This window comes from Reticulibacter mediterranei (assembly GCF_016587455.1).
On the sequence record NZ_BNJK01000001.1, the window covers coordinates 8,588,732 to 8,605,277 of the forward strand.

General features: G+C 53.0%; 20 protein-coding genes. 16 read left to right on the plus strand and 4 right to left on the minus strand.

All coding sequences use genetic code 11. From position 1 onward, the window contains the following. Positions 1-48: 48 nt before the first annotated feature. A complete protein-coding gene (locus K3T83_RS36830; RefSeq protein ID WP_220207889.1) occupies positions 49-999 on the plus strand; it encodes an LLM class F420-dependent oxidoreductase in 951 nt (316 codons plus the stop codon). Positions 1,000-1,053: 54 nt separating this feature from the next. Here K3T83_RS36830 and K3T83_RS36835 read toward each other — a convergent pair whose 3' ends face one another. From K3T83_RS36835 to K3T83_RS36845, 3 genes are all read right to left on the minus strand, one after another. Continuing rightward, entirely contained in the window at positions 1,054-2,139 is a 1,086-nt protein-coding gene (locus K3T83_RS36835; RefSeq protein WP_220207890.1) for a cobalamin-independent methionine synthase II family protein, read from the minus strand. A 193-nt stretch (positions 2,140-2,332) separates the two neighbouring features. After that, positions 2,333-3,454, minus strand: a complete 1,122-nt coding sequence (locus K3T83_RS36840) for a S1C family serine protease (RefSeq protein WP_220207891.1) — start codon at positions 3,452-3,454, stop codon at positions 2,333-2,335. A 212-nt stretch (positions 3,455-3,666) separates the two neighbouring features. Beyond that, positions 3,667-4,527 (minus strand): LLM class F420-dependent oxidoreductase, encoded by an 861-nt coding sequence (locus K3T83_RS36845; RefSeq protein ID WP_220207892.1) that lies wholly within the window; start codon positions 4,525-4,527, stop codon positions 3,667-3,669. Between the two features lie 245 nt (positions 4,528-4,772). Between K3T83_RS36845 and K3T83_RS36850 the strand changes: the two genes are divergently transcribed. Next, on the plus strand, positions 4,773-5,285 hold the full coding sequence (locus tag K3T83_RS36850; RefSeq protein WP_220207893.1) for a flavodoxin domain-containing protein: 513 nt from the start codon (positions 4,773-4,775) through the stop codon (positions 5,283-5,285). A gap of 107 nt (positions 5,286-5,392) precedes the next feature. Here K3T83_RS36850 and K3T83_RS36855 read toward each other — a convergent pair whose 3' ends face one another. After that, entirely contained in the window at positions 5,393-5,833 is a 441-nt protein-coding gene (locus K3T83_RS36855; RefSeq protein ID WP_220207894.1) for an SRPBCC family protein, read from the minus strand. Between the two features lie 176 nt (positions 5,834-6,009). Here K3T83_RS36855 and K3T83_RS36860 point away from each other — a divergent pair, with 176 nt between their 5' ends. From K3T83_RS36860 to hypB, 14 genes are all read left to right on the plus strand, one after another. Further along, on the plus strand, positions 6,010-6,678 hold the full coding sequence (locus K3T83_RS36860; protein WP_220207895.1) for a PadR family transcriptional regulator: 669 nt from the start codon (positions 6,010-6,012) through the stop codon (positions 6,676-6,678). 27 nt (positions 6,679-6,705) lie between these two features. After that, positions 6,706-7,938 carry an FAD-dependent oxidoreductase gene (locus tag K3T83_RS36865; RefSeq protein WP_220207896.1) on the plus strand — a complete coding sequence of 411 codons (1,233 nt, stop codon included), beginning with the start codon at positions 6,706-6,708 and terminating at the stop codon, positions 7,936-7,938. Positions 7,939-8,462: 524 nt separating this feature from the next. After that, on the plus strand, positions 8,463-9,491 hold the full coding sequence (locus K3T83_RS36870; RefSeq protein WP_220208370.1) for an NADH-quinone oxidoreductase subunit B family protein: 1,029 nt from the start codon (positions 8,463-8,465) through the stop codon (positions 9,489-9,491). A gap of 28 nt (positions 9,492-9,519) precedes the next feature. Beyond that, complete coding sequence (locus tag K3T83_RS36875) at positions 9,520-11,373, plus strand: nickel-dependent hydrogenase large subunit (RefSeq protein ID WP_220207897.1); 1,854 nt, start codon at positions 9,520-9,522, stop codon at positions 11,371-11,373. After that, positions 11,370-11,594, plus strand: a complete 225-nt coding sequence (locus K3T83_RS36880; RefSeq protein WP_220207898.1) for a hypothetical protein — start codon at positions 11,370-11,372, stop codon at positions 11,592-11,594. The genes K3T83_RS36875 and K3T83_RS36880 overlap by 4 nt, the downstream gene beginning before the upstream one ends. A gap of 106 nt (positions 11,595-11,700) precedes the next feature. Next, positions 11,701-12,276 (plus strand): NifU family protein, encoded by a 576-nt coding sequence (locus tag K3T83_RS36885; RefSeq protein ID WP_220207899.1) that lies wholly within the window; start codon positions 11,701-11,703, stop codon positions 12,274-12,276. Beyond that, positions 12,254-12,943 carry a DUF5947 family protein gene (locus tag K3T83_RS36890; protein WP_220207900.1) on the plus strand — a complete coding sequence of 230 codons (690 nt, stop codon included), beginning with the start codon at positions 12,254-12,256 and terminating at the stop codon, positions 12,941-12,943. Before K3T83_RS36885 ends, K3T83_RS36890 begins: the two co-directional genes overlap by 23 nt. Then, positions 12,924-13,574 (plus strand): DUF6084 family protein, encoded by a 651-nt coding sequence (locus tag K3T83_RS36895; RefSeq protein WP_220207901.1) that lies wholly within the window; start codon positions 12,924-12,926, stop codon positions 13,572-13,574. The genes K3T83_RS36890 and K3T83_RS36895 overlap by 20 nt, the downstream gene beginning before the upstream one ends. Further along, the gene (locus K3T83_RS36900; RefSeq protein ID WP_220207902.1) at positions 13,571-14,551 is read left to right on the plus strand and encodes a hypothetical protein; all 981 of its coding nucleotides are present in this window, start codon (positions 13,571-13,573) and stop codon (positions 14,549-14,551) included. Before K3T83_RS36895 ends, K3T83_RS36900 begins: the two co-directional genes overlap by 4 nt. Next, positions 14,551-14,850 (plus strand): hypothetical protein, encoded by a 300-nt coding sequence (locus K3T83_RS36905; protein WP_220207903.1) that lies wholly within the window; start codon positions 14,551-14,553, stop codon positions 14,848-14,850. The genes K3T83_RS36900 and K3T83_RS36905 overlap by 1 nt, the downstream gene beginning before the upstream one ends. Then, a complete protein-coding gene (locus K3T83_RS36910) occupies positions 14,847-15,335 on the plus strand; it encodes a hydrogenase maturation protease (RefSeq protein WP_220207904.1) in 489 nt (162 codons plus the stop codon). Before K3T83_RS36905 ends, K3T83_RS36910 begins: the two co-directional genes overlap by 4 nt. Before the next feature lie 42 nt (positions 15,336-15,377). Beyond that, positions 15,378-15,482, plus strand: coding sequence for a DUF6893 family small protein (locus K3T83_RS58100; protein WP_373324557.1), 105 nt, complete (start codon positions 15,378-15,380; stop codon positions 15,480-15,482). Between the two features lie 18 nt (positions 15,483-15,500). Then, positions 15,501-15,869: a hydrogenase maturation nickel metallochaperone HypA/HybF gene (locus tag K3T83_RS36915; protein WP_220207905.1), complete on the plus strand. Its 369-nt coding sequence runs from the start codon at positions 15,501-15,503 to the stop codon at positions 15,867-15,869. A gap of 3 nt (positions 15,870-15,872) precedes the next feature. Further along, positions 15,873-16,538, plus strand: a complete 666-nt coding sequence (gene hypB / locus K3T83_RS36920) for a hydrogenase nickel incorporation protein HypB (RefSeq protein WP_220207906.1) — start codon at positions 15,873-15,875, stop codon at positions 16,536-16,538. Positions 16,539-16,546 lie beyond the last annotated feature (8 nt).

The window sequence follows — 16,546 nt, forward strand, 5'->3', positions numbered from 1 at the left end:
CGTTGGAACGTTGTAAGTCATTCATGTTTGAAAAGGAGAGAAGCGATAATGGCTCTGAAATATGGTGTTTCCCTGCCGCAAGGTTGGACGATGGATCTGACCGATAAGAAAGATCCTGTCGAAGCATATGAAGCGATGACCAGTGTAGCGCAAACAGCGGAAGAGTGTGGTTATGAGTCGGTCTGGCTTGTAGACCACTTTCACACGGTCCCTCGACCATCGCAAGAAGTCACGTTTGAAGCCTGGACAACTACTGCCGCACTTGCTCGCGATACCAGGAGGGTGCGTATTGGGCAATTGGTGACGTGTAATAGTTATCGTAACCCGGCACTGCTGGCAAAGATGGCAAGCACGGTTGATGTGCTGAGTCATGGTCGCCTCAACTTTGGCATTGGCGCTGGCTGGTATGAGCATGAGTATCGCGGCTATGGCTATGATTTTCCTGATGCGCCAACACGTTTGCGTCAGTTGCGCGAGGCAGTGCAGGTCATTCGGGCGATGTGGACGCAAGAAGAAGCCTCTTTCGAGGGCAAATACTATCAGGTTCGTGGGGCTATTAATCAGCCCAAAGGGGTGCAGCAACCACACATTCCTCTGCTTATTGGTGGTGCAGGTGAGAAAGTCACGCTCAAACTGGTAGCACAATATGGTGATGCCTGTAATGTGAGTGGCGATTTCGCCACGCTTACACGTAAATTTGCCGTTCTCAAGCAGCATTGCGAGGATGTTGGACGCGATTATGACAGCATTCACCGTACCGCCGCCACATTCTGCATTATTGGCGATACCGATGAGCAGGCTTTGGCTGCGCTCCCTGAAAGGTGGAGAGTTCAGTTGCCTGCTGATGCTATGGCCTACGCGCTCGTCGGTAGCCCTGATACCATTCGCAAGCGTATCGCGATGTGCGAGGAGGCAGGCGTTCAGGAGTTAATTATCATATTCCCTGATGCGGTCGGCCTGAAGTCTATACGCCGCTTTGCCAGTGAGTTTATGTCTTAGATATGTATGCTGCAAGCGTCCTGCCAGTTATGAGACGGGCAGGACGCTGCGCTATCAGGAGGGCCAGATTTCTCTGGCGACGTTCACCACCAGTTCGAGTTTGCGGCGTTGATCTTCAAACGAGATATTGTTGCCCTCCATTGTGGAGGCGAAACCGCATTGCGGACTGAGAGCCAGGCGTTCTAAGGGGATGTAGCGGCTGGCCTCTGCGATACGCTGGCGTAGCTCGTCGGCGGCTTCCAGTTGTGGCTTTTTGGTCGTAATCAGGCCAAGCACGACCGAGCGATCATCAGGCACATGTTGTAAGACCTCGAAGCCGCCGGAGCGCTCATCGTCGTATTCGAGCAAGAAGCGGTGATAATGGGTGCGTCTGAAGACATCGGAGATTGGCCTATAGTCGCCAGAAGTGTAAAACATGCTCTGATTGTTGCCCCGGCAAATATGGAGCGCGAATGTGACGCCTGAATGCCCATCAATGATGGCGTTGTCTATTTCGATGCTGCGGGCAAGCAACTGGTCCGGGTCTTCGCCGTTGCGTCGGAACCGTTCGCGCATCTTTGTGTCGAGAAAGCTGGTGTAGTTGGGAGCGTCGATCTGGATGTAGGTGCAGCCCAGGCGGATCAACTCCTCCACCTCGCGGCGCATGATATCCACAACGTCGGCCAGATAAGCATCGCGGGTTGCATAGGCAGAATTCGATTTATTGGCCTCGTAGTAGGCTGCGGTCATCATGATATTGGGTAATGTGACTTTTGCAGAGTGAGAAGTACGTGCGCGCAGATATACCCACTCCTCAGCACACATGTTCCTGCGCCATTTGAGCCGTTCCACCACAACCGGGCCTTTGTGGATCAGCTTGTCTCCTTGTTCGTCGTGAAAGGGAACAACGCGTCCGCCAAACTTGTCAAAGCCATCTACTGCCTCGACGAAGTGGCCGTAGAAGTTGTAACGCCGCATTTCGCCATCCGTAATGACATCGAGGCCGACCGCTTCTTGCAGAGCAATCGCTTCGTTCACTGCGCGGTCTTCGATGGCTTTAAATGCGGCGGGTGTGAGGTTGCCTGACTCAAGCTGTTGTCGTGCATCTAGCAGGTAGGTGGGCCTGAGCAGGCTCCCCACCACTTCACTGTGATAGGCCATTGTGCAAATACCTCCCAAGATGAGCAATCAGTATCTTCTCTAGTAGAAAGCGTCTCAGACGCTTTCTCACATTTTATATATTTTTCTCTAAATTTTCCAGGTACTTATCTGCAATATGAATGTGATCCAGGCAATAGGTAGCGTATAATGAGTTTTTACAACCAAAAGCGAGAGCCGGAATACTGGTTCCCCGTCATGAGATGTTTAGTTTGCCGAGTGTGACGTTCACCGTCGAAGGCCGGCTGCCGCGATAGACCTGGAGCGTCACCTGCTCGCCGGGACTCTTGTTCAGCACGTTGTCCAGCAGTCCGGCATTATCTGTCACAGCAGTGTTATTGAGGCGCACAATCACATCGCCTGCTCTCAACCCGGCCCGAGCCGCCGGGCCGTTGGCATTCACGCTGACAACCAGCACCCCCTGGGTGACGGGCAGCCTGAGCTGGGCAGCTGTCGTCGCATCAATAGTGGTGCCTTCCAGTCCCAGGTCGGCAAGGCCAACATCAGTGACCTTGCCCGACCGGATGAGCTGCGGCACAATGAAACTCGCGCGGTTTGCGGGAATGGAGAAGCCCAGGCCACTGGCGGGCGCATTGAACGAGGGGTTCACAATGGTCAGCGTGGGAATCCCGACCAGATCACCCTGCAAGTCTACCAACGCTCCACCGCTATTGCCAGGGTTAATCGCTGCGTCCATTTGAATGGAGTTGAAGATGACGCGGCCCTCCCCTCCGGGAACGTTGCGGCCCAGCGCACTCACGATCCCGCTGGTGACCGTTTGTGTGACGCCCAGGGGACTACCAATCGCCAGCACCGTCTGCCCTACCTGTAGTTGCGAGGAGTCTCCCAGCTTCGCCACTGCCATGTGCGCTGGTGGCGTGATCTTCACCACCGCTAGATCATCGAGCGTAGACAATCCTGTCAGTTGCGCTGGCACCTTCGTGCCATCAAATAGCTCGACCTGGAGGTTCGTAGCACCAGCCACTACGTGTTCGTTGGTCACGATGTAGCCGCGGCTATCGATGATCGTTCCCGACCCCAGGCTCCCCTGCCCATCCTGCGTAGTGACATTGATCTGCACCACCGAAGGCCGGAACTTTTCGATGACCTTCACTTGCAGCGCGTCCTGATCAGTACCAGTAAGAGAGGGGAAAGCACTGCCAGCAGTCGAGGCGTTTCTGCCGAGCAGCCAGCCTCCAAGCATTCCCACTCCTAAGACGATAAGCGCCCAGGTCGCCAGTTTCGCAACCCCACGCCTGGGTGGAGCTGGCTGCTGCCCCTGTGTCGGCGTACCAGGAGATTCGTTAGAAGGAACCATTTCCCCTCCCCTCTTGGTTTTAGCCATTGGCCACGGTTAGTCTTTGTCAAATATCGCCTCTTAATTCTATGGTAGGGATGCAAGCGCTACAATCCAATCAAACTGAGCCGATACCCTAACGTATCGGCTCAGTTCTAGCTCGAATGACCATGATATCGGCGGGGTTCTATGCCGCTTTTTTTGTATTTCTCCCAGCGAGTATTTATGAATTGTTACAGGTCAAGTGCCTCTTTATAGCGACGGATGGCTTCGATGTGTTGATCAGGAGTGGAGAGACCAGCACCCATTGTGTTAATAGAGATATGGGTGACGCCAAGATCACGCCATGCTCTGGTTCTGCGTACGAGTTCGTCGAGATTGCCCTCGGTGATAGTGACGCGAGCCTCAAGGCCGACAGAGTTGGGATCGCGCCCCGCCTCGCGAATATAGCCGCGCAACCGCTCAAACGTGGCATGCATATGCTCATCCGGGTTACCCTGGGGAAACCAGCCATCGGCGAGGCGTGCCACACGTCGCAACAATACATCCGTGCTTCCCCCCATCCAGATGGGGATAGAGCGGCGCACAGGGAGAGGGTTTAGCCCGGCTTCTGTAATCTTGTGATACTTGCCGGTATAGCTTACCACCTCCTGTCGCCAGAGGAGACGCAAGACATCGACCTGTTCCTCTATGATGCGTCCACGCTTATGGAAGTCCTGTCCCAGCGCTTCGTATTCGACCTCGTTCCAGCCCACACCGATCCCCAGGCGGAACTTGCCACCAGTGAGGACATCTACTTCTGCCGCTTGTTTGGCCACGAGTGCTGTTTGCCGCTGGGGGAGGATGATCACAGCCGGAACCAGTTCGAGCTTTGTCAACGCGGCAAGGTAGCCGAAAAGGATGAAAGGCTCGTGAAACATATGTTTGTGGCTGTAGCGTTGCCAACCCGGGCGATTGGTTGGATCTGCCCCCAGGACGTGATCGAATGCCACAAGATGGCTATAGCCCAGCGCCTCCGCAGCCTGTGCATAATCGCGAACGCCAGCAGGATCGCTACCGATCTCGGTTTGTGGAAAGGTGACGCCTATTTGCATCGTGAAATTCCTCTCAGTTTTGTTCTTCTATTGAAGATTTAGTTGCCGCTAAAATGATAGCACTGATACTGAAGCAGTGTCCAGAAGAGAGCCGGTAATCAATGCTGATAGATTGTGACGCTTGTGAGATATAGAAGTCGGTAAACATGAGAGAAGTGTGATATGCATGTGGTATGGTCTTCTCGAAGGAAAATAATGTAGCCTGTTGAAAATGTGTAGAGATATTATGCTGAAAGGAGGTTAGTATGCCAACTTCAGTTCTTGTCTGTTATGCAACACGTTATGGCTCAACGGAAGAAGTGGCCGAAACCATCGCTGAGACCCTCCATGAACACGGGATTGAGGTCGTTGTCAGATCTGTGTTAGAGGTACAGAACTTAGATCAGTACGGCGTGGTGGTGCTGGGAGCGCCGCTTTATATGTTCCATTTGCACAAGGATGCGCTCCATTTTCTGACGCGGCATCATGCAGCCCTTGAAGCGCGACCTGTCTTCATTTTTGCGCTTGGGCCGATTCATACCGATGAGAAGGAATTTCAGGGCGCGAGTCAACAGCTTGAGAAAGAGCTGGCGAAGTTTCACTGGCTGGTTCCAGAGGAAACAAAGATTTTTGGCGGCAAGCTCGATCCTCAAACGCTCAGATTCCCCTATAACCTGTTTATGGGGAGGCAGTCAGCTAGCGATGTTCGTGATTGGACAGCAATCCGTGCCTGGGCGAGCGATCTGGCAGCGCAGTTTCATACTGTGGTCGCTCCATAGGATGCTGGTAGAATCTTGTCTGCTACAGATTTCTTCTGCTCTCTCTCTATGTGGCCTGGATGATATTGTATTTTACCTCTGCAATACCTGTCCAGGCCACATAACAGTTATCCCTTCAGATGTTCCCTCAATGATTGGAGCAATTTTGCCCAGACCTCATGAGCAAAATAGTGGGTCCAGTGGTCGCGTTTGGAGAGTTCGCAATCAAATGTTCCCGACCATTCGACAAATGTTCTGTTGCCATCGCTAATGGGTGTTACCCGAAGTGTAATGATGCAGTCGCGGACGGGATATGGATATGGTTCACAGAACTCGTAGGTATAGGAGCGATCGAGGTCTGAATGCGCCAGGAGTCGCTGACGATGATAGGTATTTGTGTCGCCGAGCCGCGCGCTGCGGATGGCTCCAACCGTTGTGCCTGATTTGCCCTCTTCTATATGACACTCGCTGACTGTGCCTGCCCATGTATAGTTGCCGAAATCGCGAATGGTGGCCCAGACCTGATCTGCCGATTGCTCGAATACCGTGCTGTAGTAGGATTTCGCCATAATGTTTCCTCCTTGATCTAAATCAGAGATATTGATGGCAAGCAGTATACAAATTCGAGCACGCTCGAAGTCAAGATGTCTGCCAACAAATAATTTGCGAGGGCTTGACAGGAAGTGATTTCTAGATTATAGTCTCTTATAGACTAGTCTAAATTGGAATAGTTTGTTGAGGAAGAATGATGGCAAAACGTAAGATGTCGAATCTGTTAGCGTTGGCAGTGTTATCTCTGCTGACTGAGCGCCCTATGCATCCGTATGAGATATCATCGGTGATGAAGCAGCGAGAGCTGTCTACCGTGATTAAGCTAAATTATAGCTCTCTCTACTCCGTCATGGAAACGCTACAGCGTGAAGGGCTGATTGTGCCAGTGGAAACGCAGCGAGAGGGCCGGTATCCCGAGCGAACCGTCTACACGACAACGGAGGCCGGACGATCCGAATTGTTTGATTGGCTACGTGCGCTGTTGCGTCAGCCGATGACGGAGTACTCGCAGTTTGCGGCGGGGCTGGCTTTTCTGGGTAATCTCTCGCCAACAGAAGTAGTAGCGCTACTTGAAGAGCATTCACGACACCTTAAAAAACAGATGCGTGATACTCAGGGGTCCATTGAGCGAGGCTTGCAGATCGGCGTTGATCGCCTCTTTCTTACTGAGGATAGATATATGCTCGCCCTGCTTGAAGCCAGATTAACCTTTATTCAACAGTTCTTATTGGAGGTTAGTGACGGCACGCTAACAGAGATGCGAGACGGCAAGCTAGTATGGAGAGTGACGCGTCTAGATCTTGCGTTGCTGGGTAGCGAGATGCAGCAGGAGCATGATTCAACTGAGGATAACGAGATATAAAAGCATTGAAAGGAAGGGATTCATAATATGAAAAAAGCATTGATTATTGGTTGTGGTATTGCTGGTCCTGCGCTTGCTCTGTTTCTGAAACGGGCAGGCATTGAGGCGGAGATATATGAGGCCAGAGAAGTTGCAGAAGGATTTGCCTTGTCATTGTCTTGCAATGGTGTGGGCGTGCTTCAGGAATTAGGGCTGGACGGCCCTGTTTTCGCTGAAGGTTCTGCTGTGACAGGATGGCAGATGTGGAGCCAGAAAGGTAAGCAATTGGTTGAAGGCATCCTGGCAGATGGTGAAATCAAGAGCGTGTTCATCAAACGTGTTCCTCTGGGACTGATTATCGCTGATGAGGCCGAACGTCAGGGGATCAAGATCTGGCGCGGCAAGAAACTGCAAAGCATCGAAACAACGAGTACCGGGAGCGTCATTGCAACTTTTCAAGATGGTACAACCGCTCACGGCGATTTTCTTGTTGGGGCCGATGGCGTTCACTCGCGTACGCGCCAACTGATCGATCCAACGTTCTCGGGTGCGGTCTTTACCGGTTTGATGAACAGTGGAGGCTATACCTCTACTGTAAAGGTGTCTTCTCCGCCCGAGACCATTCATTTTAACTTCTGCAAGCGTGCCTTTTTTGGTTACCATGTTAGTCAAACTGGTTACATCTACTGGTTTGTCAACTGGTCGTTAGTTGACGAGCCGAAGAGAGGTACATTCGACGGGATGACCGAAAGAGAGAGAAGGGAGCAGCTATCAGGATTATTCAGCAAGGATCGACCGTTGATCCGCGAGATCATTCAAGGGGCAGAGGAAATCTTTCCTTACTTTGCGTCTTATGCCTTGTCTACCCAACCTGCAAGCTGGCACAAAGGGCCAGTCGTGCTGCTTGGCGATGCCGCTCATGCCATTTCTCCCAGTTCAGGACAGGGAGCATCGATGGCACTGGAAGATGCTGCAATCCTGGCAAAGTGTTTGCGAGATATTCCCGCTCTAGAGCAGGCGTTTGCGACCTATGAACAACTTCGTCGCGAGCGTACAGCCAGGATGTTTAAAGTAGGAGAGCAGGGCGACGCGGGCAAGCATGCAGTTCGTCCCATGCAACAATGGTTTCGTGATCTGATGACGCCAATCTTTGTCAAGCTCTTCGCCAATCCAAAGGCGTCTCGCTGGATGTATGCCTATCGAATAGATTGGGACAGACCAATCGTGCCTGGGACATCAGCGTCTTCTGATAGCGAAAAGGCTACCAGCGCGTCCGTTTGAGTAATGAAAGTAGGATCGATCAGCTATTCTATTCCTCTATGAAACTGTGAGCGCCAATTCGCTTACAGTTTCGTTTTATCAATCTCATCTATATATTGTAAGGAAACCCAGCATTTCTCTATATATAGACTCACTATATATTTTATAACACAACAAATTGTGTTTCGGCTCTTGATAAAAATGCAGATATATGATACGCTTCCAATGAAAACAATCTATTTTCCCTGTGATGGTTGTACTTTTACCTCATTCCCGCAAATCTTGTAGAGAAGAGAGAAGAAAACAGAACAGACACAGAAAGAACGGAGTATTTCTCAGCGCAACCTCTGAGAAATGTGTTCTATCCTCGATAGTGATGTCGAGTTCTCGTATATATCGTTTGTAGATTGTGGGGGAGAAGATCGGAAGAAGCCGAAGCCTCTATATATTATCGTGTGATCTCTCGTATTTGTGCAAAACCTTGCTTGCCAGACCCAGGGCGTGATTTCATGTGTGACCCATAAGCGACTTTCAGGAGGTACATGATGGCAACACGTGTCCGCGTGGAGGAGGTTCACATCGTCTGGATCACGGCTGGTTTGAGTTGTGATGGAGATACCGTCTCCATTACGGCGGCCAGCCAGCCCAGCATTGAAGATGTTGTGATGGGGGCCATACCTAGTCTCCCCAAAGTTTACCTGCATAACCCGGTCCTCGCCTATGAAGTTGGCGACAATTTTATGTCGTGGTGGTATAAAGCCGAACGGGGAGAGATTGATCCGTTTGTGCTGGTGGTGGAAGGCTCGATCCCCAACGAGCAGATCAAGCAAGAGGGATACTGGGCAGCTCTCGGCACTGATCCCATCTCCAATCAACCCATTCCCACCAGTCAATGGATAGATCGTCTGGCCCCCAAAGCGTGGGCGGTGGTCGCTGCGGGAACGTGTGCCACATATGGTGGCATTCACGCGATGCAGGGCAATCCAACCGGTGCAATGGGCCTGCCCGATTATCTAGGGTGGCAATGGCACTCTAAGGCTGGTCTGCCTATCGTCTGTGTCCCAGGTTGTCCTGTACAGCCGGACAATTTCATGGAGACGCTCCTGTATCTGCTCTATCAGGCAGCAGGTCTGGCCCCGATGATCCCACTTGATAGCGCTTTACGCCCAACCTGGTTGTTTGGTAAGACAGTTCACGAAGGTTGCGATAGAGGCAGCTACTACGAGCAGGGCGATTTTGCGACGGAGTATAGCTCGCCCAAGTGTCTTGTGAAACTGGGCTGCTGGGGACCGGTCGTGCAATGCAATGTGCCGAAACGTGGTTGGATGTCTGGCATTGGCGGCTGTCCTAACGTGGGAGGAATCTGTATCGGTTGTACGATGCCGGGCTTCCCGGATAAATTTATGCCGTTTATGGATGAGCCACCCGGATCGAAAGTATCGTCGAACGTGGTCAGCGTCTATGGCGCGGCGGTGCGCGGGTTGCGCAAGATAACGAACAATACCTTGAACAAAGAACCCTCCTGGCGTCACACAGGGAGAGAGTTGACAACAGGCTACCGATCAACGTGGTGATGAAGTGATTGTATAAGGAGCTAGCAACATGGCAACACAGGTGAGACGAGAACCCGGCCCAACGCCGCCATCGCAACTGGTAGAGATGTCATGGGACCCTATTACACGTATCGTTGGCAGCCTGGGTATCTATACCAAAATCGATTTTAGCAAGCGTCAGGTCGTGGAGTGTCATAGCACCTCTTCCATTTTTCGAGGATACAGCATCTTCATGCAGGGAAAAGATCCGCGTGACGCTCACTTTATAACCAGCCGCATCTGTGGCATTTGTGGCGATAATCACGCCACCTGTTCCGTCTACACGCAAAATATGGCCTATGGGGTCAAGCCTCCGGCGCTGGGCGAGTGGATTCTGAACCTGGGCGAAGCGGCGGAGTACATGTTTGACCACAACATCTTTCAAGAGAATCTGGTGGGCGTCGATTTTTGTGAGCAAATGATGCGCGAGACCAATCCCGGCGTGCTGGATCTGGCGGAGAAAACCGAAGCTCCCCACGCGCGCGATCATGGCTATCGGACCATTGCCGATATCATGCGCTCGCTCAATCCCTTTACAGGCGAATTCTATCGCGAGGCGTTACAGATGAGCCGGTTGACCCGCGAGAAGTTTTGCCTGATGGAGGGACGCCACGTTCATCCCTCAACCCTCTATCCGGGCGGCGTCGGAACCGTTGCAACCGTCCAGTTGTTCACCGATTATCTGGTGCGCTTGATGAAATATGTCGAGTTTATGAAGAAGGTCGTTCCATTGCATGATGACCTGTTCGACTTCTTCTATCAGGCATTGCCGGGCTACGAGAAGGTGGGCCAGCGCCGTATTCTGCTTGGTTGCTGGGGATCGTTTCAAGACCCGGATGTCTGCGATTATGACTACCGCACAATGGATAAATGGGGACGCGCGATGTTCGTCACGCCGGGCATCGTGGTTGATGGCCAACTGGTGACGACCAATCTGGTTGATATCAATCTGGGCATGCGTATTCTGCTGGGGAGTTCGTATTATGACGATTGGGAGAATCAACGCATGTTTGTTGATCGCGACCCGCTGGGGAACCCGATTGATCGTCACCATCCCTGGAATCAGACGACGACCCCGAAGCCACAGAAGCGCAATTTTGACGGCAATTATAGCTGGGTCATGTCACCTCGCTGGTATGACAAGCGCACTGGCGATCATCTTGCCCTTGATACTGGTGGTGGCCCTATTGCTCGTTTGTGGGTAACAGCACTGGCTGGACTGGTGGATCTGGGCGGCTATATCAAGGCAACCGGAAACAGCGTCAAAATTCGTTTGCCAAAGACCGCGCTGAAGCCGGAAGTTGAACTTGAGTGGAAGACCCCGCGCTGGAGCAATGCCCTCGAACGTGATCGCGCGCGCTCGTACTTCCAGGCATACGCTGCCGCCGTTGCGCTGCACTGTATAGATAAGGCACTGGCAGAGATTCATGCCGGTCATACCAAAACGTGGAGCGACTTTACTGTGCCTAACGAGGCGATTGGTTGCGGTTTCCATGAAGCAGTGCGCGGCGTGCTCTCTCATCATATGGTGATCGAGAATAAAAAGATTGCAAATTACCATCCGTATCCTCCGACGCCCTGGAACGCCAGTCCACGTGACATTTACGGGACGCCGGGGCCGTACGAAGATGCGGTTCAGGGGACGCCGATCTTTGAGGAGAATGAGCGAGATCACTTTGTCGGCATCGATATTATGCGTACGGTGCGTAGCTTCGATCCCTGCCTGCCCTGTGGCGTGCATATGTATCTGGGCGAGGGAAAGCAGCTCCAGGTGGTTCACTCACCAACGTTTGGCGTCACGCTACCGGAGAAGAGTGCTGACAAGCAAGATTCTCCGACAACGAAAGGCGAGGAAAAACAATGACAGACGAGAAGAAGCCGGGACAGCCTCCCGAGCCGGTGCATCAACCGGGTACAGGGAAAGGCGAAGAGAAGATGCATAAAGAAGGGAAAGAGGTTGGCCGTCATCACAAGGGCCATGAGGGAGCGCATCGTCCGACCGGCACTTCTACTGGTCGATCTTCCAGCGGCGCTACCCCCGAAGAGCCGAAGGAGCCGCAAAGTCCGAATATTCCTCCTCCCTAAAACAAATGGGTTGGAAGCCGGGTAGGGAGCGGGACATCGCTCCTACCCGACTTTAATAAGAAGCTGAAGAGGCTGGCGAGTTGCACCGAAGAGAAAAGGAAACGTTATGGCATTGAGTATTGAGGAGCATGAGCAGCGAGCCGCTCATATCGAACGCTTGCTTCAACAGGTGAGTCTATTTTCTGACCAGGAGATGCGTGCGACTACTGAAGAGTTGATTCGCGCTATTCTGGATCTGCACGGCGAAGGGCTGGCACGAATACTTGCCATCATTGCTGAGGCGGGAGGTGATGGAGCGCTTGAGCCACTTGTCAGCGATGGTCTGGTCAGTTCGCTGTTATTGTTGCATGGATTGCATCCGGTAGATCCGGAAACGCGCATTCGGCATGCTCTGGCTGACCTGGAAACCTCTTTGCACATAGACGGTGCTGGCGTCACATTGATGAGTATAGCCGATGGGACCGCCTATGTGCGCCTCATGAGCAACAACTGTCATGGCTGTAGCGCCTCCACAGAGATGTTGAGGGCCGCTATCGAGGAGGCAGTTAGTCAGGTGGCCCCGGAGTTAGAGGGAGTGCAGATAGAGGATGGAGCGGTCAAGCAGGCCGTGCCAGTGACGTTTATTCCTCCACGACGACACAGAGAGCGAGAGAGCGACCATGCCAGCATATCACCCTTCTGATACTGTCCGATCATCGCTGAAGGGATTGCGGCGCTTCACGAGCAAGCAGAAGCCAGCAGTGCAATCGCCTGGAGAACGCTGTGAGCTATGCGGTGTAGCACTTGCGTCGGAGCATCGTCACCTATTAAACCTCTCCAATCGAGCGATCCTGTGTAGCTGTCAGGCCTGTTCGATCCTCTTCAATGCGCGCGGCTCTGGCAGTGGACAATATCGTCTCATTCCTGAGCGTTACGTGGCCCTGCCCGATTTTCGCATGACTGATGAGCAGTGGGAGGCGCTGATGTTGCCAGTGAACGTGGTCTATCTCTTCCAGAACAGCGTAGAGCAGCGTCTCATGGCCTTTTATCCGAGTCCAGCCGGAGCGACGGAATCGCTGTTGAGCCTGGAGAACTGGGAAGAGCTGGTTGGCAACAATCCTGTGCTGCAAGAGTTGGAGCCGGATGTTGAGGCGTTGTTGATCAATCGTGTGCGCGACAGGCACGAATATTACATCGTCCCGTTGGATGCTTGCTATCGGCTGGTGGGTCTGATCCGTATGAGATGGCGCGGACTCAGCGGTGGCGAAGAGGTCTGGTCGGAGATTGCGCGCTTTTTCGCCGAAATGAACAGGCGCGCAAGCGAGCAAATGTCGGTGAAAGGAGGGAGCGATGCCGGATCTGAACTTTGATGTGCTTGGGGCCGAGGTTCCGGCCTTTGCCGCAGTTCCTACTCTATTGTTCAAACTGCGCATCACCAATCGCGACGAAGAACAATACATTCATACGGTTGCCTTGCGCTGTCAGCTTCAGATCGCTGTGACACGGAGACGGTATAGCCCCGCTGCTCAGGCGCGTTTGCTGGAAGTATTTGGTGAGCCTGAGCGCTGGGGCCAGACGTTGCATAACCTCCACTGGATGTATATCAGTACGGTGGTGCCCTGCTTTTCGGCAAGCACCACGCTCGATCTGCCTATCCCGTGCAGTTATGACTTTGAGATGGTCAGCACGAAATATTTTGACGCGGTGGGTGAAGGTGATGTGCCGCTGTTGCTCCTTTTTAGCGGTAGCATCTTTTATGAAGGCGAGCAAGGAGCGCTACGGGTTGAGCAAATCTCGTGGTCGAAGGAAGCAACGTTCCGCCTGCCGATTGCGCTCTGGCAGACGATGATGGCGCACTACTACCCCGATAGTGCCTGGCTGCATTTGCGTAAAGAGACCTTTGACCGGCTCTATCAGTATAAAGCGACTCATTGCTTGCCGACCTGGGAGGCGGTTTTTGCACAATTGCTGCCAGTTGGTGAAGAGGAGGTGTCGCGGTGAGGATAGAACAGGTCAAGGAGATTGCTAATGCCGTGTTGTATGAGGGGTATCTGTTGTATCCTTATCGGCATTCGGCCATCAAGAATCGGCAGCGCTGGACCCTGGGTGTGGTCTATCCGCAAGCCTATAGCGAGGCTGAAGATGGCGTTGAACCCTGGACCATGCAAACCGAGTGCTTGCTAAGCGGCAGCGCACAGACGACGCTCACTATCGCAGTTCGTTTTCTGCATCTGTTGCAACGGACCACTGATATTGAGGGTGAAGTGGTGCAAGGTTGGACGCCAGAAAGCTGGGAAGAGGGTATGGAACGTGAGGTGGGCGTGGAGAAGATGCAATTGGGTGATTTGCTCTCTCAGCCCTTCCAGTTTGAGCTTACTTTTGCTGCGGATTGTATCAGGGAGCATGGCGTCGTACGCACCCAACAGCCGTTGGCAGGTATAGTCGAGCTTGAGGCGAGCCGGGTCGAGCAGGGCATCTATAAGCTGGATGTACGCATCAAGAATACAACACCGCTCACCGGCCTGGATATGAGCAGACGGGATGCGGTGTTGTTACGCTCTTTTATTTCCACTCATACCATCATGCAGGTGCGGCAGGGAGCCTTTCTCTCGCTGTTAGATCCTCCAGCGGCTCTGGAAGCTTCTGCACGCGCATGTCAGAACCGCCACACGTGGCCAGTGCTGATCGGCGATGAGGGAGCGCATGATGTGATGCTGTCTTCCCCGATCATTCTGTACGACTATCCACAGATTGCGCCGGAGAGTCTGGGTCCGTTATTTGATGGCACCGAAATTGATGAACTACTCACGTTGCGGATCATGACGCTCACCGACGTGGAGAAGGAGGAGATGAGGCGAGGAGACGAGCAGGCACGAGCGATATTAGAGCGTATCGAGTCGCTCTCGCCTGAACAGTTGATGCAATTGCACGGTACGATTCGTAGTATGCGACCCATTAGTGAAGGAGAAGAAGTGTGATGAACGACACTAACCGAGACGACGCGCCGCCTGTGTCCATCGTCGTGAGGGGGCAGGAGATACGCCCTGGTCAGCACGTGCGCTTGCAACCGAGGGCGCAGGCCGACGCCTTCGATAAATTACTGATGGGCAAGACGGCGCGGGTGGAGGCGATTCAGCAGGATTTTGAGGATCGGCTCTATCTGGTTGTCACGCTGGATGACGACCCAGGACGCGAGCAGTGGGACGAGCGCGTGCTTCCAGGACATCGTTTCTTCTTCTTTCCTGAAGAAATTGAGCCATTGGAGCGTGAAGCATGAGCCGGACGCTCATTGCCTGTGTGGGCAACATTTTTCTTGGCGACGATGGTTTCGGCGTTGAGGTTGCCCAGCGATTGTTGCGGCGGGAGCAAAAGTATCCACAGGGGATAGATGTTATCGATTTTGGCATTAGAGGTATCGAACTGGCCTATAGCTTGCTTGAAGGCTACGAGACGCTGGTGCTGGTCGATACCGTTTCGCGAGGAGAGCCGCCCGGGACGGTCTTTCTGATTGAGCCGGATCTATCCGCCACGTCATCCGATGATAGTTTTGCTCTGGATGCGCACAGCCTGGACCCGGTGAAGGTCTTTGCGTTTGCTCGTACGCTTGGTGTTCCGCCCATACACACGCTGCTGGTTGGCTGCGAGCCAGCAAGTATCGATGAAATGCAGATGGGATTGAGTGAGCCGGTGCAGACGGCGGTAGGTGAAGCGATAAAGATGATCGATGCGCTCGTCGCTGATCTATGCATGCCCACAACGTAAATATTATGAACGGATCAAACAAAAATAGAAGGGAATACGATCATGACGAGAATGCTGATTATTGTGGCGATTGCTGGTCTGATAGCGCTGATGATCCGGCAGAATCTACCCGATATTCAACGCTATATGCGGATACGAGCTATGTAGCAGGGTACTGGAGAGCATATGCATGAACTTGCCATTGCTCAGAGCATCGTTGAGGTGGTAATGGCGCAGGCCAGCGAGTGCCGGGCGACTCATGTGAAGTCCGTGCGGCTCCAGATCGGTGAGGCCAGCGGCATTATGACCGATTCGCTGACATTTTCTTTCGAGATGCTCACCAGTCTGGACCCGCTGTTGGATGGGACGCAATTATTGATCGAAAACATCCCACATGTGGCGCGCTGTCGTACCTGTGCTCAGGAGTTCGCCGTTGTCAATCTTGTGTCACAGTGTCCCCTCTGCCAGCAGTGGAGCGGCGATATTATTTCTGGCACCGAATTGCAGATTCAGGAGATGGAGATCGAAACTGCAACACCTGTCATGGAGGAATAGTGTATGCCCACGAAAATCACAATCGCACAACATATCCTGGCCGCCAACGAAGCCATCGCACAGGAACTGCGACAAACACTCGACGCGCCGACGATCAATGTGATGAGCGCGCCTGGAGCAGGAAAAACGACGCTGTTAGAGCAGACGATCAGGCGGTTGCGTGGGCAGCTGGCGATTGCGGTGATCGAGGGTGATATCGAGACGAGCAATGATGCGGAGCGGATCGAAGCCGCGGGCGCTGAAACGGTGCAGATCAACACTCGTGGTGCGTGCCATCTGGAAGCGCATATGATCCGTTCAGCGCTGGAGCAGCTTGATGTGGGACAGACAGATCTGCTTGTAATCGAGAACATCGGCAATCTTGTCTGTCCGGCAACGTGGGATTTGGGAGAGGATCTGCGCGTCGTCGTCGTCAGCACGAGCGAAGGCGATGATAAGCCTGCAAAGTATCCGCAGATGTTCGCAGCTTCGCAGGTGATGATCGTGAACAAGCTCGATTTGTTGCCTTATGTTGATTACGATCTGGCGAAGGTGAAACGAGAGGCGCAGGCGATCAATCCGCGACTTCGTATTTTTGAGGTGAGTTGTCGGACGGGCGAAGGGCTTGATGTGTGGTGCGAATGGCTGCTCACTTTTGCTCATAGTGCATTGCGAGAGATAACGAGATGACATCGACG

Bases quoted from the DNA above. Each gene is read 5' to 3' on its own strand.
- K3T83_RS36835 (WP_220207890.1), bottom strand. From the start codon at position 2,139: ATGGCCTATCACAGTGAAGTGGTGGGGAGCCTGCTCAGGCCCACCTAC.
- K3T83_RS36885 (WP_220207899.1), top strand. From the start codon at position 11,701: ATGGCATTGAGTATTGAGGAGCATGAGCAGCGAGCCGCTCATATCGAA.
- hypB (WP_220207906.1), top strand. From the start codon at position 15,873: ATGCCCACGAAAATCACAATCGCACAACATATCCTGGCCGCCAACGAA.
- K3T83_RS36880 (WP_220207898.1), top strand. From the start codon at position 11,370: ATGACAGACGAGAAGAAGCCGGGACAGCCTCCCGAGCCGGTGCATCAA.
- K3T83_RS36870 (WP_220208370.1), top strand. From the start codon at position 8,463: ATGGCAACACGTGTCCGCGTGGAGGAGGTTCACATCGTCTGGATCACG.
- K3T83_RS36905 (WP_220207903.1), top strand. From the start codon at position 14,551: ATGAACGACACTAACCGAGACGACGCGCCGCCTGTGTCCATCGTCGTG.
- K3T83_RS36895 (WP_220207901.1), top strand. From the start codon at position 12,924: ATGCCGGATCTGAACTTTGATGTGCTTGGGGCCGAGGTTCCGGCCTTT.
- K3T83_RS36875 (WP_220207897.1), top strand. From the start codon at position 9,520: ATGGCAACACAGGTGAGACGAGAACCCGGCCCAACGCCGCCATCGCAA.
- K3T83_RS36890 (WP_220207900.1), top strand. From the start codon at position 12,254: ATGCCAGCATATCACCCTTCTGATACTGTCCGATCATCGCTGAAGGGA.
- K3T83_RS36910 (WP_220207904.1), top strand. From the start codon at position 14,847: ATGAGCCGGACGCTCATTGCCTGTGTGGGCAACATTTTTCTTGGCGAC.
- K3T83_RS36845 (WP_220207892.1), bottom strand. From the start codon at position 4,527: ATGCAAATAGGCGTCACCTTTCCACAAACCGAGATCGGTAGCGATCCT.
- K3T83_RS36915 (WP_220207905.1), top strand. From the start codon at position 15,501: ATGCATGAACTTGCCATTGCTCAGAGCATCGTTGAGGTGGTAATGGCG.
- K3T83_RS36850 (WP_220207893.1), top strand. From the start codon at position 4,773: ATGCCAACTTCAGTTCTTGTCTGTTATGCAACACGTTATGGCTCAACG.
- K3T83_RS36865 (WP_220207896.1), top strand. From the start codon at position 6,706: ATGAAAAAAGCATTGATTATTGGTTGTGGTATTGCTGGTCCTGCGCTT.
- K3T83_RS36860 (WP_220207895.1), top strand. From the start codon at position 6,010: ATGATGGCAAAACGTAAGATGTCGAATCTGTTAGCGTTGGCAGTGTTA.
- K3T83_RS36840 (WP_220207891.1), bottom strand. From the start codon at position 3,454: ATGGTTCCTTCTAACGAATCTCCTGGTACGCCGACACAGGGGCAGCAG.
- K3T83_RS36855 (WP_220207894.1), bottom strand. From the start codon at position 5,833: ATGGCGAAATCCTACTACAGCACGGTATTCGAGCAATCGGCAGATCAG.
- K3T83_RS36830 (WP_220207889.1), top strand. From the start codon at position 49: ATGGCTCTGAAATATGGTGTTTCCCTGCCGCAAGGTTGGACGATGGAT.
- K3T83_RS58100 (WP_373324557.1), top strand. From the start codon at position 15,378: ATGACGAGAATGCTGATTATTGTGGCGATTGCTGGTCTGATAGCGCTG.